This window comes from Methylobacterium komagatae (assembly GCF_042661665.1).
Taxonomy (GTDB): domain Bacteria; phylum Pseudomonadota; class Alphaproteobacteria; order Rhizobiales; family Beijerinckiaceae; genus Methylobacterium; species Methylobacterium komagatae.
Genome location: NZ_JBHSWN010000001.1, coordinates 1,698,849 through 1,712,251 on the forward strand (window position 1 = coordinate 1,698,849; position 13,403 = coordinate 1,712,251).

At 59.7% G+C, this 13,403-nt stretch carries 12 protein-coding genes and 1 pseudogene; 6 read left to right on the forward strand and 7 right to left on the reverse strand.

Annotated features, from left to right (window positions below):
- Positions 1-148: 148 nt before the first annotated feature.
- Positions 149-391: a helix-turn-helix domain-containing protein gene (locus ACFQE0_RS08245; protein ID WP_043378430.1), complete on the reverse strand. Its 243-nt coding sequence runs from the start codon at positions 389-391 to the stop codon at positions 149-151.
- A 122-nt stretch (positions 392-513) separates the two neighbouring features.
- Here ACFQE0_RS08245 and ACFQE0_RS08250 point away from each other — a divergent pair, with 122 nt between their 5' ends.
- The 6 genes and pseudogenes from ACFQE0_RS08250 to ACFQE0_RS08275 all read left to right on the forward strand — a co-directional run.
- Positions 514-1,029 (forward strand): metallophosphoesterase, encoded by a 516-nt coding sequence (locus ACFQE0_RS08250; RefSeq protein WP_043378427.1) that lies wholly within the window; start codon positions 514-516, stop codon positions 1,027-1,029.
- A 149-nt stretch (positions 1,030-1,178) separates the two neighbouring features.
- Positions 1,179-2,201 (forward strand): IS110 family RNA-guided transposase, encoded by a 1,023-nt coding sequence (locus ACFQE0_RS08255; RefSeq protein WP_043378424.1) that lies wholly within the window; start codon positions 1,179-1,181, stop codon positions 2,199-2,201.
- Positions 2,202-3,243: 1,042 nt separating this feature from the next.
- Positions 3,244-4,164 carry a restriction endonuclease gene (locus tag ACFQE0_RS08260; RefSeq protein WP_043378421.1) on the forward strand — a complete coding sequence of 307 codons (921 nt, stop codon included), beginning with the start codon at positions 3,244-3,246 and terminating at the stop codon, positions 4,162-4,164.
- Positions 4,165-4,217: 53 nt separating this feature from the next.
- Complete coding sequence (locus ACFQE0_RS08265; protein WP_043378416.1) at positions 4,218-6,002, forward strand: ATP-dependent nuclease; 1,785 nt, start codon at positions 4,218-4,220, stop codon at positions 6,000-6,002.
- The gene (locus ACFQE0_RS08270; RefSeq protein ID WP_378968720.1) at positions 5,968-6,561 is read left to right on the forward strand and encodes a UvrD-helicase domain-containing protein; all 594 of its coding nucleotides are present in this window, start codon (positions 5,968-5,970) and stop codon (positions 6,559-6,561) included. Before ACFQE0_RS08265 ends, ACFQE0_RS08270 begins: the two co-directional genes overlap by 35 nt.
- Positions 6,516-6,626, forward strand: a pseudogene (locus tag ACFQE0_RS08275) (hypothetical protein); the annotation flags it as partial. The gene ACFQE0_RS08270 and the pseudogene ACFQE0_RS08275, both read left to right, overlap by 46 nt.
- Before the next feature lie 409 nt (positions 6,627-7,035).
- Here ACFQE0_RS08275 and ACFQE0_RS08280 read toward each other — a convergent pair.
- The 6 genes from ACFQE0_RS08280 to ACFQE0_RS08305 form a co-directional block, all read right to left on the reverse strand.
- Positions 7,036-8,379 (reverse strand): IS1380 family transposase, encoded by a 1,344-nt coding sequence (locus ACFQE0_RS08280; protein ID WP_378968723.1) that lies wholly within the window; start codon positions 8,377-8,379, stop codon positions 7,036-7,038.
- Between the two features lie 489 nt (positions 8,380-8,868).
- Positions 8,869-9,564 (reverse strand): hypothetical protein, encoded by a 696-nt coding sequence (locus ACFQE0_RS08285; RefSeq protein ID WP_378968725.1) that lies wholly within the window; start codon positions 9,562-9,564, stop codon positions 8,869-8,871.
- 132 nt (positions 9,565-9,696) lie between these two features.
- Positions 9,697-10,839, reverse strand: coding sequence for a phospholipase effector Tle1 domain-containing protein (locus ACFQE0_RS08290; protein ID WP_378968728.1), 1,143 nt, complete (start codon positions 10,837-10,839; stop codon positions 9,697-9,699).
- A gap of 202 nt (positions 10,840-11,041) precedes the next feature.
- On the reverse strand, positions 11,042-11,476 hold the full coding sequence (locus ACFQE0_RS08295; RefSeq protein WP_378968731.1) for a hypothetical protein: 435 nt from the start codon (positions 11,474-11,476) through the stop codon (positions 11,042-11,044).
- Between the two features lie 370 nt (positions 11,477-11,846).
- Positions 11,847-12,347, reverse strand: a complete 501-nt coding sequence (locus tag ACFQE0_RS08300) for a hypothetical protein (protein WP_378968733.1) — start codon at positions 12,345-12,347, stop codon at positions 11,847-11,849.
- Positions 12,348-12,694: 347 nt separating this feature from the next.
- Positions 12,695-13,399, reverse strand: coding sequence for a hypothetical protein (locus ACFQE0_RS08305; protein WP_378968736.1), 705 nt, complete (start codon positions 13,397-13,399; stop codon positions 12,695-12,697).
- Positions 13,400-13,403: the final 4 nt, after the last annotated feature.

Below are 13,403 nucleotides of genomic sequence, written 5' to 3' on the forward strand. Positions count from 1 at the left end.
TAGCCTGTCGCCAGCTACAATGACGGAATCCGCGATGGGCGCTGGTGCCGTCGCAGCGACCGTCGCAATCGATACGATCGCTGCAAACCCGAGCCGCCCTTCGCCGGCCTGGGGTTCCTCGACGAGGATTGGTCGGGCTGAACCGACGTCAGGGGGAGATCGCGCGAACTGCCTTCAGGACCACCGTCGCGTCGATTTCCAACGCGTCCGCGATCTCGAGAAACTCGACCAGATCGATCCGCCTTCCCCCTCCTTCGATCGCGGCGACGACCGATTGATATCGGCCAAGTCGCGAGGCGAGCTCGCTTTGAGTCAGGCCTGATCGCTCACGAGCTTCGACGAGCAGTTCGATCAATCTTCGATGACGTGCGCTTCTGAGGGTCTTGGGCATTGGCCCGTCGGCGGGATCGAGAAAGCCGACCAGCCAGCTAGACCGGATGGAAGATTATCAGAAAATCTGGTTTTCTAAGTGGGCGCCGATCGCGACTCAGCAGGCGCATGGGGGAGGGAGCCATGACCCTCTGGTTCACGGCAGATCACCATTTCGGCCACGCCAACATCATCCGCTTCTGCCATCGTCCATTCGCCGACGTGGCCGAGATGGACGAGGCGATGATCGAACGCTGGAACGCCGTCGTCGAGGACCGCGACGAAGTCTGGCATCTGGGCGACTTCGCCTACCGCTGTGGTCCCAATCGGCAGGCGGAGATCTTCGGTCGCCTACACGGTCGGGCGATCCATCTGGTGCGCGGCAACCACGACCGTGGAAGAACCCTGGCGCTGCCTTGGGCTTCGGTGCAGCACTACGCCGAGATCGACGCGAATGGCCGCCTGCTGGTCCTGTTCCATTACGCATTGCGCGGGTGGAGGGGATCCCGCCGCGGATCTCTGGCTTTGCATGGACATAGCCACGGAGCCTTGCCGAACCTGCCAGCCACCTGCGACGTCGGAGTGGACGTTTGGAATTTCAGGCCGGTTTCGTTGCCCGAAATTCTCCGGAAGATCGAATCCGCTTCGCCACCTTCGTGAGGCGGCGCGGGTGCACGTGGAGCCGCTCTCCGGCCGATCTCGCGGTCGAAGCGGGTCCTTGCCGTTCCCGGGAGCGTTGGGGTGGACGCCCCCTGACGGCATCGGCGTGCCAGAGTGGAGGTGTTGTGACACCACTGCAGGAGGCGTCCATGGGCGAGGTTAGCACGGTCGGAATCGATCTGGCCAAATCGGTTTTCCAAGTTCACGGCTCCGGTCCGAGTGGCGCAGTCGTGTTCCGCAAGAAGCTGCGGCGTGATCAGGTGCTGGCGTTCTTCTCGACACTTCCGCGATGCGTGGTCGCGATGGAGGCGTGCGCCAGTGCTCATTACTGGGCGCGCGAGATAGCCGTGGCAGGTCACGACACGCGGCTCATCCCACCAGCCTACGTGAAGCCGTTTGTGAAGCGGCAGAAGAACGACATGGCCGACGCGGAAGCGATTTGCGAGGCGGCGCAGCGCCCGACGATGCGGTTCGTCCAGGGCAAGAGCGCGCAGGCTCAAGCTGCGGCAGTGGTGTTCCGTACGCGCGACCTGCTCGTGCGTCAGCGGACCCAGTTGATCAACGCGCTGCGCGGGCACCTCACCGAGTTTGGATACGTCGTTCGCCAGGGGGCCGGGCACGTTGGCCAGCTCGTCGCGATCGTCCGCGACCCCACATCTGACGTTCCGGCCGAGGCACGGCCGGTCCTGGCCGTCATCGCGGACAGCCTGCAAGCGCTCCAAGCGCAGATCGCGCGCCTCGACCGCGCGATCGCCCAGCGTGCGAAGGACGATGCCGTGGCTAAGCGGCTGATGACGGTACCGGGTATCGGCCCGGTGGTCGCGACCGCACTGGTGGCACTGGCACCGGCCGCCAGTACCTTCCGCCGCGGGCGCGACTTTGCGGCCTGGCTCGGCCTCGTCCCGCGGCAGCACTCCAGCGGCGGCAAGGAGCGGCTGGGGCGAACGACTAAGATGGGCGAGCGCAGCTTGCGACGGTTGCTGATCCTGGGCGCGAGTTCTGCGACCAAGGTCGCGGCGCGCGCTCCCGACAAAGCTGGGGCGTGGTTGGCCGGTATGCTGTCGCGCAAGCCGCGCATGCTGATCACCGTCGCCCTGGCGAACAAGATGGCGAGGATCGTCTGGGCGTTGATGGCCCGCGGCGGCTCCTACAGAGCTCCGGCCACGGCGTGACCGCCACGGCCTGAGGCGTCAGGGAGGCAGGGAAGGTCAGGCGAGAGGTATGGCGCAACGGTCAGAAGACGGGGTCGGGAAAACCAGTGAACGTCCAAGCGCCTCGAGCGCGCCAAAGCGACTTGGACCCGATCCGCGATCTCCATACAGGCCAGCAGCCGTGAGGATGGCTGCATCGAAAGGCCGGACACACGGAAGCACCTGAACCTGCGCGCACAGATCTCTCAAACACCCCCTTGAATCCGATGGGGCGTCCACACACGGACGTTCAGGCGCATCTTGCCAACTCGCGTAGCCGGCGCATCCAGCGAGTTCGTTGGCGCAGTATGCTAGTTTGTCGCCGCGAGGTCGGGTCCATTGTGATGAGGCGCTGGCACACGAGATCGAAGTGGCAGGTGTCGCGAACTCCGGCTGCATTGGCCGTATAGCGCGAACTGAACACCTTTCGTCATCGGTGCGGGCCGAATTCGGAGCCTGTGCCACTCCGCCGTGTCTCGCGATTTCTGCCCCCTCATCGCGAGACGTCGGGCAGGGACCGGGCCGGAAATCTTTTCGGAGGCTGACAGCGCCCGGTCCGTTGTCGGATTTTGACAATCCGCTTTCCCGACTTCCGCTGGTAGCCGGGCCGGCCGATGAACTGCGCGGTACCGAACGCGTGGCCCTGCCGCTCGCGCGATCTCATGCGAGGCGAGGCAGTCCGAAGGCAGGTTCGGAGCGGCTCATGCATTCCACGCAGAAATCCGGAGAGCGGTAGAACGCGCCTCGCTCGACCAGGCTTCCGGGATGTACGTCGGAGCGGGCGCCGCCCGTCGGGAGGCGGAAGCGACACTCCTTGTGCACCGCTCGCGTCGGAGGCTCGCTTCGGGGTCTCGAACCCTTTGCGCCGCAAGCTCGTCAGGTTACGCGGTGTGCCACCCGAATCCGCGTCTGCGGCCGAAGCGCGTCGCCCGGCCGTTCGCACAGGCTCGGACGCAGCAAGGAGGTCCCGCGAACAGCGCGGAACGGAGCAGGGCTGCACACGAACATGCGGATAGTCGAACGGATGGAGCAGCTTCGACCAATCGAACTAATTCTCGTCGACGAGCTGTTCGGCATGAGCTCGGGCTACGTGGTTGATTTTACCAACAACACTTTCGCGGATTTCTTCAACCGGGAGGTCGGGGTCGATATCGATGATGGCGCCTACGCGATCTATGGCGGCAGCAAGGGTAAACGCCTCCGCGCATTCTTGACGGTCGGGCAACCGCGGGCGATCGTAAGAGCACTGGCCGCGTTATGGGAATACTGTGAGACGAAGCGAGTCGCTAGCCAGCAGATCGAGATGGCCGTCGATGCACATCGGCGTCTAAGCCTAATCGTGGAGCGATTGGGCGGACCTCTACTTCCAGATTACGAAATCGTTCGGAGCGGCGTCGATCCGAATCCGCCGAACACTCGGAAAGCACTACGTTCGAACGAGCAGGAGTTGCGACGACTTGAGGAGCGCTTTCTTGCTCTTCACGAATTGTCGGATGATCCTCAGGCCCGAGGGCGCCATTTCGAGCGGCTACTTACGGACCTCTACAACGCATGGGACATGGATGCGCGCGGAGGTTTCACCGTTGTCGGCGAGCAGATCGACGGTTCGTTCCAGTTGAATGGCAACACGTATCTGCTCGAGGCGAAGTGGCACCGCGTGAAGACCGACGCCAGTACTTTGCGCGGTTTTCAAGGTAAGGTGAACGAACGTCCGAAATGGACGCGCGGTCTTTTCGTTAGCTTCGCGGGATTCACCGAAGTCGGTCTGCAGGCGTTCACAGTCAGGAAGATCATTCTCGCAGACGGAATGGATATCTACGAAGCGCTGGCCCGGCGCCTCTCGATCCCGGATATCATCGCAGCAAAGATCAGGCACGCGTCGGAAACCCGAAGGTATTTCAAGCGGGTCCGTGGTCTTTTCCTATTGTGGAAGCGACTGCTCTAGGTTACTGATCTTACTCTTGAATTATTTCACTTTAGAGAATCGGATCTAAGCGGATGCTGTTGAGTAATTTCAGCATAAGAAATTTCAGAAATTTTCTACAGGTCGATATCCCTCTCTCGGGAAACATCGTTATCCTGGGGGAAAACCGCATCGGAAAGAGCAATCTCCTGTTCGCGATACGCTTGGTTCTCGATCCTACGCTTCCGGACTCGGCGCGTCAGCTCAAGATGTCGGACTTCTGGGATGGTGCGGCGCCCGACTACGGCAGTCCGATCGAAATCCATCTGGATTTCGCGGAATTCACGACCGATTTCGGTCTGCTCGCCTTATTGACGGAGTATCGTGTCGCCGGCGATCCGACGATTGCGCGACTCAGCTACATCTTCCGGAAGAAGGCCGACGTCGCTGGAATTCCGCAGTCGAGCGACGACTTCGAATTTGTCGTGTTCGGCGGCGGCGAGGAGTCCCGGCCGGTGCCCAGCAAGGTTCGACGCCGGATCGCAATCGACGTGCTCGACGCGTTGCGCGATGCCGAAGGGCATCTCGGCACATGGAGAGGTTCGCCACTGCGCCCCCTTCTTGAGGACGCGATTTCGAGCGTGACCCGCGAGGATCTCGCCGCGGTCGCGGCCGATCTCGACAAGGCCACGAAGACGCTGGAGGCGTTTCCGACGATCAAGGTGCTGGAGAACGAGCTGCGCGCCGGCATCCTTCATCTCTCCGGCGAAGCGCATGATATCGATCCACGTCTGGGATTCGCGCCGTCCGACCCGCTGCGACTGTTCCGGGCGATCGCGATGTTCATCGACGGCGGCAAGCGCGGCATCGCGGAGGCGAGTCTTGGATCAGCCAACGTCGCCCTGCTGGCGTTGAAGCTGGCCGAATTCGCATGGCGCCGGAGGAAGAACGAGCGCAACTTCTCCCTGCTGTGCATCGAGGAACCGGAGGCGCACCTTCACCCGCAGCTGCAGCGGTCCGTCTTCAAGAAGCTGTTCGCTTCTGCGGATGCCGCACAGGCATTGATCGTCACCAGCCATTCCCCGACGCTCGCCGCGGTCACGCCGCTGCGGTCGATCATCCAGCTGAAAGGACGGAACCGGTCGACGCAGGCATTCTCCCTTGCCAACCTGCCGGTGACGTCCGACGAGTTGGACGATCTCGAGAACTACCTCGATGCCACGCGAGCGGAGCTGCTCTTCGCCCGCGGCGTGATATTCGTCGAAGGCGACGCCGAGGAGGCGCTGGTTCCCGTGTTCGCCTCGGCTCTCGGACAAGTATTGGATGATCTCGGCATCACGGTGTGCAACGTCGCCGGCACGAACTTCGGTCCATACGTCAAGCTCGCCGAAGCTCTGGGCATGCCCTACGCGGTGATTACCGACTGGGATCCTTTGGATGGTGCCAAACAACCGCTCGGAAAAAAGCGTGTGATCGATCTCTGGAGCGATGTGCTGAAGGTGCGTGGGCAGCCGCCCATCCATCCCGCGCAGCGGACAGCGTGGGAGGCGCTCCAGTTCGTGTCGTTCGCATCGACCTGGGCCGGTGCCGGCATCTTTCTCAACGAGCAGACATTTGAAGTCTCCGTCGCGAATACGCCGTCGCTGCTGAAGCCTCTCCTCGACATCCTCGATGAGCAGGGCTTCGGATCCACCCGAAGCACCCGCATAGCGAACTGGAGGGCAGGCTCGGCCCCCGTCGACGCGTCGCAGCTGCTGGCCATGGTGGCGGACATCGGTAAAGGCCGGCTGAGCGCGAAGCTCGCGAAAAAGGCGGTTGGTCTGGCTCCACCCGACTACATCACCGATGCAATCCGCTTCGTGGCCGGCCGTGTCCAGTAGTCGGTTGCTTCTTCAGGCGCTCGAGGAACTCGCCGCGAATCCGGAGCAGTCGGCGGCCGTACGCGAGACCGGGCATTGCGTGGTGCTGGCGGGCCCAGGCAGCGGAAAGACCAAGACGCTGACTACCGCAATGGCGCGCGCGCTGGCGGAGGACGTGGTTGAACCACGCGGCGTGGCATGCATCACCTACAACAACGAATGCGCGATTGAGCTCGAAATGCGGCTGGCGCGCCTCGGCATGGAAGCTGGCGACCGCGTCTTCGTCGGTACGGTTCACGGCTTTGCGCTTAGCCAGGTGATCGCGCCGTACGCCCGATGCGTGCCGATCGGACTGCCCGCCGATTTCCGGGTCGCGAAGCGCGCCGAGATGCGCGCGTCGGTGGAAGCCGCCTACGCGGTCGCGATCGCCGGCACGGACGACCCTCATCGCCGATGGAGCTTCGCCTCGGAGAAGCGTCGTCGGGACGTGGATCGCACCCGACCGGAGTGGCGGGGACGCAATCCGGGCTCGCGATGTTCATCGAAGCATACGAGTTCAAGCTTCGGCAGCAAGGCTTGATCGATTTCGATGACATGCCACTACTGGCCTATCGCATGATCAAGGAGCATGACTGGATACGCGACGCGCTTCGCGCCCGCTTTCCCATCCTGTTCGTCGACGAATATCAGGATCTCGGCCATGCACTGCACGGCTCGTTCTCCTGTCGTGCTTCGGCGGAGGCATCCGATTGTTCGCGGTCGGCGACGCGGACCAGTCGATATATGGTTTCACGGGAGCGAACCCGGAACTGCTCGAGGGCCTGACCGAACGACCGGATGTGCGAACGATCAGATTGCGCTTCAACTATCGGTCCGGCAGGAAGATCGTCCGCGCCTCCCTAGCCCGACTTATTCATTGGGCTTCGGCGGACGGTGCGTTTTGGGCTGATGGCGAGCGGGATCGCACGTCTGTTCTGACGCGTGTGGATCTGGAGTGTTCTGTCGGCGCTGGAGGGATGGAAGCGGGTTCGTCGGGGCGTCACAGCCCCGTGGTTCAGGCCGGGGCCGGAGCAAACGCGGTCGCGAGGTGGCGTAGCAGGTCGGCCTCGGGACAGGCGGCAGCGAAGGCAAGACGGACACGGGCAGCGGTCTCGCGGATGCGGGCCCCGAGCTTGAGTAACCGCAGCCGGATCGTCGCGAACTCGGCTCTGGCGAGACGATGGGTCTTCGGGATGGCGTCGCGGACGGTCAGCATCAGCCAGTAAGCCGCCGTGTGCAGCACGAGCCGCATCTGGTTGGCGGCAGGGTTCCGGCAGGAGGTGCGGTCGGAGGCCAACTGCGTTTTGTGGAGTTTGATCAGGTTCTCGGCCTGACCGCGGGCGCAGTAGAGGTCGGCGTAGAGCCATTCGGGCGTGCCGGTGGTGATGTTCGTGACCACGTAGCGGATGTCGAGGCCGAGCCGCGTGGCCTCGATGCGGGCAGCGACGCGGCGTTGCTGTCGCCAGGACTTGGCCGCGTGCGTGGTCTCGGCAAAGCCGCGCACCGCATCCTTGTCGTCGATGGCCCGCGCCACCCGGATAGGGTCGGCGGTGTCCTCGACCTTGGCGGCGAGCGCCTTGGTGCCGGTCAGGCCGAAGACGTAGGTGACCCCATTATCCTCGCACCAGTCCATCGCCTCCGGCCGGCCGTAATGGCCGTCACCCCGGATGGTGATCGCGGTGTTCGGCCAGTGGCGGCGGATCGCCCGGACGAGCCGACGCAGATGGCCCCGCACCTCGCGACCCGAGGGCGTCTTGCCCGGGCGCAGGATCATCGCGACGGGACGGCTGGTGGCGGTGTCGTAGACGTGGATCGGCAGAAAGCAGCGCTCAGCGTGATGAGCGTTGAACAGCGACAGTTGCTGCTGGCCGTGCACCACATCACAGGTGTCGTCGATGTCGAGAGTAACGGCGGCTGGCGGCACGGCGTAACTGGCGCAGTAGAGGTCGACCAGCACCCGCCCGAGCCGGATGAGGTCGCGCAGGCCCGGCGTGTTCTCCAGCCGCGAGACGGTGGGTTGGCTCATCAGGTCCGCGCCGCTGTCGGGCAGGCGGCCGCAGGCGAGCTTGAAGGCTGGATCGGCGCGCAGATGGTCGAGGTCATCGGCATCCTCGTACCCGCAGGCGATGGCCAGGATGCGTGCCAGCAGGATCTCGGGCAACGGATGCAGAACCCGGCTCGGATCACGCCGGTCCGGGATCACCGCGGCGAGCTTCTCGGCGATGCCCAACCGTCGGGCAGCCTGGGCGAGCAGCAGGACGCCGCCGTCCGAGGTCAGGCGTCCGCCGTCAAACGCAGCTGTGAGCTTCTTGCCCCAGACGGATGGAAACGCGAACGGGAGACACGTAGGATCGGACATGGCGGGCGTGGCGGGCTCGATGCGGTCTGAAGGCTTGGCAACAGCACCCAATCCCTAAGCCATATCAATGGCCTACGCTACGCTCGCCACCTCAGATCCACTGCCCTCATGAATAAGACGGGCTAGAAGCGTTCGCGTTCGGCCGGTCAGCTAAACTGCTGATACGAACGCGATGGGTGTATTCCTGCCAGCCCAGTTTCGCCTGGCAAGACAGGAAAGCCAAAGTTCACTTGATGGCGGCGCTAGGCAGCTCTGCGCCATAAGCGGTCTTCCGAATGGAGCAGCTGGAATGGCCGCTTAGCTTCCGAAAGCTGCCATTGGCATGGAATGGCAGATTTGGGCTGCAGGTCCGCGCCGGAAACACCCGCCGACGGCTCGATGCCGCCGGCGCCTTCCCTGAGGCCTCGAACCCCGCTGCGCCTCAGATGCGCGCCGCGGGGTTTCCTTTTGCCGGACGTCGGATTGTTCATCGCCTAGGGATTGGTGGTCCTACACCCAGAGGACGACGTCATTCGGCTTGTACTCGGCCATGTTCGCAAGCCTCGGGTCGTCGTGCGGCCAAGCCCGGAGGCGGGTGAGGACCTCGCCGGGGATCGGCCTGCCACCATCGCCGCCGAACAACACGTTGGGGAGCGCCCGGTCGTCGCCGAAATCCAGCCCATGGCGCCGGTCGAACAGCGGCGCGTCCCCCGCCGCCCGCACGAAGTTGTGCAGGTGTCGGACCACGACGACGGCATCGACGTCGGGGAAGCGCAGGGCGGCACCGTCCTCGCCCTTGGCGAAGCTGTTCGGCGTCAGGAGGCCGGACCGGGGGTTCACCAACGTCGATATCGGCTCGTAGATGTGGTCGTCCCAGACAATGACGAGCAGGCCCGCGGTTTGGCCGTCGGACCGGAAACCCCGAAACTTCCGGTCAGCGTCCTTCAGGAAATCCAGGATCGGGTTGTCCCTCGGTAGCGTCAGTCCGCCGGCCCCCAAGGCTTCCCGCGCCCCCTCCAGCGGCAAGCCCTCGCGGTAGGGCAACTGCACGCCGTTCTCCCCGCGCTGGCGGGCGTGCGCCAGGAGCGATGGGGTCTTCACCTCGACGACAAGGCGTTCCTCGAGCGCGACCACGAGGAGCTCGGGTCGCGGGCCGCCCTTGAAGGCGGCCGGCTCGTGCTGGAACTTCGCGGTATTATGCAGCAACCTCACCCAAAAGCGTTGAGGTTGAGGTCTGTTGCTTCAGTCTCCTGGCTTTGAACAGCGTCCTTGCGCCTCGACGACTTTGCAGGAGGAGAGGCTTGCTACGCAGGAAAGCTCAGCGACTAACCCAAATCATCATACACTGTTAAGCGCATTTTGTACTGACATAGCTATGTCAGCTTCCGGGGTCGGATTTGTACTTGTTACGATACCATTCAAAGAAAAATCGAATTCTTTGAAAAAACTTCCGTTATTAGCATCAGCGCTAGGACCTAACGAGTACATTTTTTTCGATCCGTTACGAATGATGTAGTTATTCTCAAATTGAAGGCAGAGTGGATGGATCTCGGAAATTCCATTTTGTGGTATTAGGCGATCCGCCCTCCAGCCTAATTTACTCTTATCGTATATACTTGGTTTCCTTGATTGTGAAATCGTTCTCTTGAAAACAGAGTCGATATAAGATTGACAGATAACCAACTGGCTTCGCAGCCTTATGCGCTGGAACATTGTTAAGAGCACAATGTCAGTTATAAGACTATTCGTCGTAAAGTCAGCGACGTCGCCATGGCATCCAGGTACCCAAATCTGTTCGAGATTGACAGGCAGATTGATTGAGTCTTCTTCTGCGATGCTCTGAAATGGATCGTAATTGGAATTTGACGCGAACCATATATTTGGGATGAAACTATCTCTCCTCTCGTTGAGAGCAAATATCTCAACGGCGTGCCGCACAAGGCTACTCACGTTGTCGTCTATTCGAATACTAATTCTGTAATTCTCTGGACCCATTACAGGATCATATAATCCCACAAATTCTATAGGCATCTTTCGTATTCTGTCTACCAGGAACAGCCTGTCTATATCCAGGCGGTTCATATAGTACTGGTAGGCCCTATCAAGATATTCTATTTGAGATCTTTGAAGTATACCAGAGGCATCAATCATCGATATCAACGCTTTTGCAACTATAGCGCCTCGAGAATAGCCAAATATATATATCTTATCATGTTCCATCGAATTTAGATTGAGACATAAAGCTAGGTATACTTCGCGAACCAAGGCCTCCATTTCGGCGCCCGTGGCTGCATTCAGTACCTTGCCGTATACATCTCGATTTGCAGGGCCCGGGTAATAAAGTACAACGGGCTCATCGCCGACAGATCGCCCGCCTAAAATACAAGCTTCTGCTATGCAGAATGCATTTGTAAAATATTGCCGCTTGCCACGCGCAGCAGAGTTCGTTGTCCCATCAATAATGACAATAATATTTGTCATTATTGAAACTTGATATAAAAGATATAAGCAACTAGGGTGAGCGCAAGCACAGATGCGAGCAATAAAGCCCCCGCCAGAGTATAAATTGTTAGCTTTTGTTTCGTGATTTCCGATTTGTATTTTTCTACTTCTACAGCCATAAAAAGCTCAGCGTCGAATAAATCTTTATAACCGGCCATCAATCTTGGCAGGTAATTCTTCTTCAGTGACTCATATAGCTCGTGCCGTTTTTCGCTATCTTTTCTGGCTTGTTCAATCTTTTTTGGCATTCTCTAATAGCAGAACGCAACTCTCTGTATGGTGGATATGCTCGCTCAATCGAAAGGCCGCCAAATCGCGCATTTAAATCGTCAATTCGTCTTCCAATAAACATAACCAAGGAGTCGGCAATATCATGATCCGCATTGGTCAAGCACTGCTCAGCATTATATAGAGCTTTATCATATACATCTCTGTCTGCTAAATTTCTACTTTGGCTTATCGCTCTAATAATCTGGCGACCAGCATACCTAAGCTCGTTGATTGCGGGAACCGTTACCTTGCCTTGAAATAACTCGGCCGATTTAATAGAGGCCTCAACATTGTCCCACCGTACCAGGATTGCCTCAAGACGATTGTCAAATTCAAGAATATTCACTAACCGTCTCTTTGATTATGTTAGCTGCGCGTGAGTTTTAATGAGCCCGCCATGGAGCAATTCCGCCGTAACATTCATCTAGTTCTGTCGCAGTTATGTACTGGCCCGCTTGAAGAGATACGTTACCACGCGAAAATCGCTTCGTTACATCAATAGAGCGTGCTTCGTGCAGCTCTTTAATGCGTTGCTCCAAAGCTTCAGCGCTTGGAAGCGATCTGACTGCCTTCAAGAGACGTAAATATGATAATAGGAAATTTGGCATTTGACTAACGCGAGTTAATGGCATGGAAAAATAAGTTAAGATCTCGACTAGTGGTAAAAACTTTGATTTCACTAAATCTGTGTGGAAACGTTCCGCCCATGGCCAGCCTCACGTTCTTTTTCTAAACGACTGTGAGATATTTATTACATCGCCAGTAGAGACGGACGGATTGGCCGATGGTTCGGTTTGAACGACCGGTGCGTCACTTTGGTCATTTGCACTATTTGTTTGAGCAGGCATTGAAGCGATCAGACATAGTTGTAGCAATGCAATGTTGCTTTCACAAAAAGCTTCCCAAGCTTTATCTGTCCCGATGGATTGAATTCGTTTTTTAGCATCTGGGAATTTGAAAAACGTGTCGTTTATGCCGTCAGTAAGAGCGAGGAGCAGGACGTAGCGCTTAAGAACTCCGATTGAATATTGTTTTTTGTTCCTGCTGCCCTTTTCCTTGGTCGGGAAGAAGGTTTCGTCGGAGCCTACGTGCGATCGAGCTTTGCCTTTACGTAGCTCCAGTAACTCGTCGATATCAGTTAATGAAAAAAGCGCATCCGCGCTCAAGGCGTTGACGCGTTTGGTGATGGTGCCGTGGTTCGAAGGCGTGACTAGCATAACAGTCCAATGGGTCGACGAGTCAGCGGTTCAGCTGCTAAGCAGGTTGGCATGTGGGGCTGCATCCGACAGAGTCAATCGTTAATTGTCAATTGCGAGTTTGAATTTTTCGCCTCTGGTCGACGCCGCCGACTTTGGTGTTTTTGTGGAAGCGAGGCTTTCGGCCTCTGATATCGCCGGAACATAGATGCCCTAGGGCAGTCGCCATACGCGCACATTAGCTCGCTTGCCGGCATCCCCAATTCGCCCTTGGCGGCATGCTGTCGTTAGGGACTGAATTAGGCGGTAAGCCACTGCCTTCCGAAGCATCATATCCCGTTCATCCCAGCGCTTCGCTTGGATAATCGCTAGTGCGATCTCGCGTGTTGTGAGCGGCTTACCCGCTTGGGTAATTGTTGCCTTCGCAAGTGTGAACATCTCCCCATACGCGAATAGCCGGTTGAGGTGGGCGTAGGCTGGGGTAGCGGTAGCCGAAGCAGGTTCGCCAGGGCGAAGGTCGGTCCGCGCCGGAACTGGGCGCCCTTGAAGTTGCCCGCAGCCTTCCCGGCGATGGCCTCGATGGGCGACCGGACGGACCGGGGGTCGTAGTCAGGGGCGTCGCCGACCGGCCGGTAGGGTTCGATGACACCCTCGGCCATCGCGATGCGCCTGCCCTCGCCGACCTGGCGCTCCAGCTCGATCTCGACCTCCAGCGCTTCCATCATCATCTCGGGGAGCCGTTGCGGCGCCGTGACGATGTCGCGCGACTTGACCTCCAGGTAGAAGTAGAGCGTCACCGTCCGCCCCTGCCGGACGACATCGAGTTCGCACGCGAAGTCCGGGCCGGGCTCGGACGTCTCCGGGATCTTGGTGATCCTCAGGCGGCCCCCGAGCCGCTCCCAGAGCAGGCGACAGACCAGGGCCTCCCCGTAGACGTCGAAAACCTGCCGGAGCACCTCGTGCCGGGCCAACTTGCCCGGCGCCAGCCTGGTCCGCATGTCCCGCACGAACTCCTTCAGCGACGGGTCCGCCGCGGCCTCGTCCTCCAAGAGGCGGACCTGCCCCAGGTCCATGCAG

What these genes read in the sequence shown, in the direction of transcription:
- ACFQE0_RS08245 (WP_043378430.1), bottom strand. Translation starts at nt 391, where the DNA reads ATGCCCAAGACCCTCAGAAGCGCACGTCATCGAAGATTGATCGAACTG.
- ACFQE0_RS08250 (WP_043378427.1), top strand. Translation starts at nt 514, where the DNA reads ATGACCCTCTGGTTCACGGCAGATCACCATTTCGGCCACGCCAACATC.
- ACFQE0_RS08255 (WP_043378424.1), top strand. Translation starts at nt 1,179, where the DNA reads ATGGGCGAGGTTAGCACGGTCGGAATCGATCTGGCCAAATCGGTTTTC.
- ACFQE0_RS08260 (WP_043378421.1), top strand. Translation starts at nt 3,244, where the DNA reads ATGGAGCAGCTTCGACCAATCGAACTAATTCTCGTCGACGAGCTGTTC.
- ACFQE0_RS08265 (WP_043378416.1), top strand. Translation starts at nt 4,218, where the DNA reads ATGCTGTTGAGTAATTTCAGCATAAGAAATTTCAGAAATTTTCTACAG.
- ACFQE0_RS08270 (WP_378968720.1), top strand. Translation starts at nt 5,968, where the DNA reads ATGCAATCCGCTTCGTGGCCGGCCGTGTCCAGTAGTCGGTTGCTTCTT.
- ACFQE0_RS08280 (WP_378968723.1), bottom strand. Translation starts at nt 8,379, where the DNA reads ATGTCCGATCCTACGTGTCTCCCGTTCGCGTTTCCATCCGTCTGGGGC.
- ACFQE0_RS08290 (WP_378968728.1), bottom strand. Translation starts at nt 10,839, where the DNA reads ATGACAAATATTATTGTCATTATTGATGGGACAACGAACTCTGCTGCG.
- ACFQE0_RS08300 (WP_378968733.1), bottom strand. Translation starts at nt 12,347, where the DNA reads ATGCTAGTCACGCCTTCGAACCACGGCACCATCACCAAACGCGTCAAC.
- ACFQE0_RS08305 (WP_378968736.1), bottom strand. Translation starts at nt 13,399, where the DNA reads ATGGACCTGGGGCAGGTCCGCCTCTTGGAGGACGAGGCCGCGGCGGAC.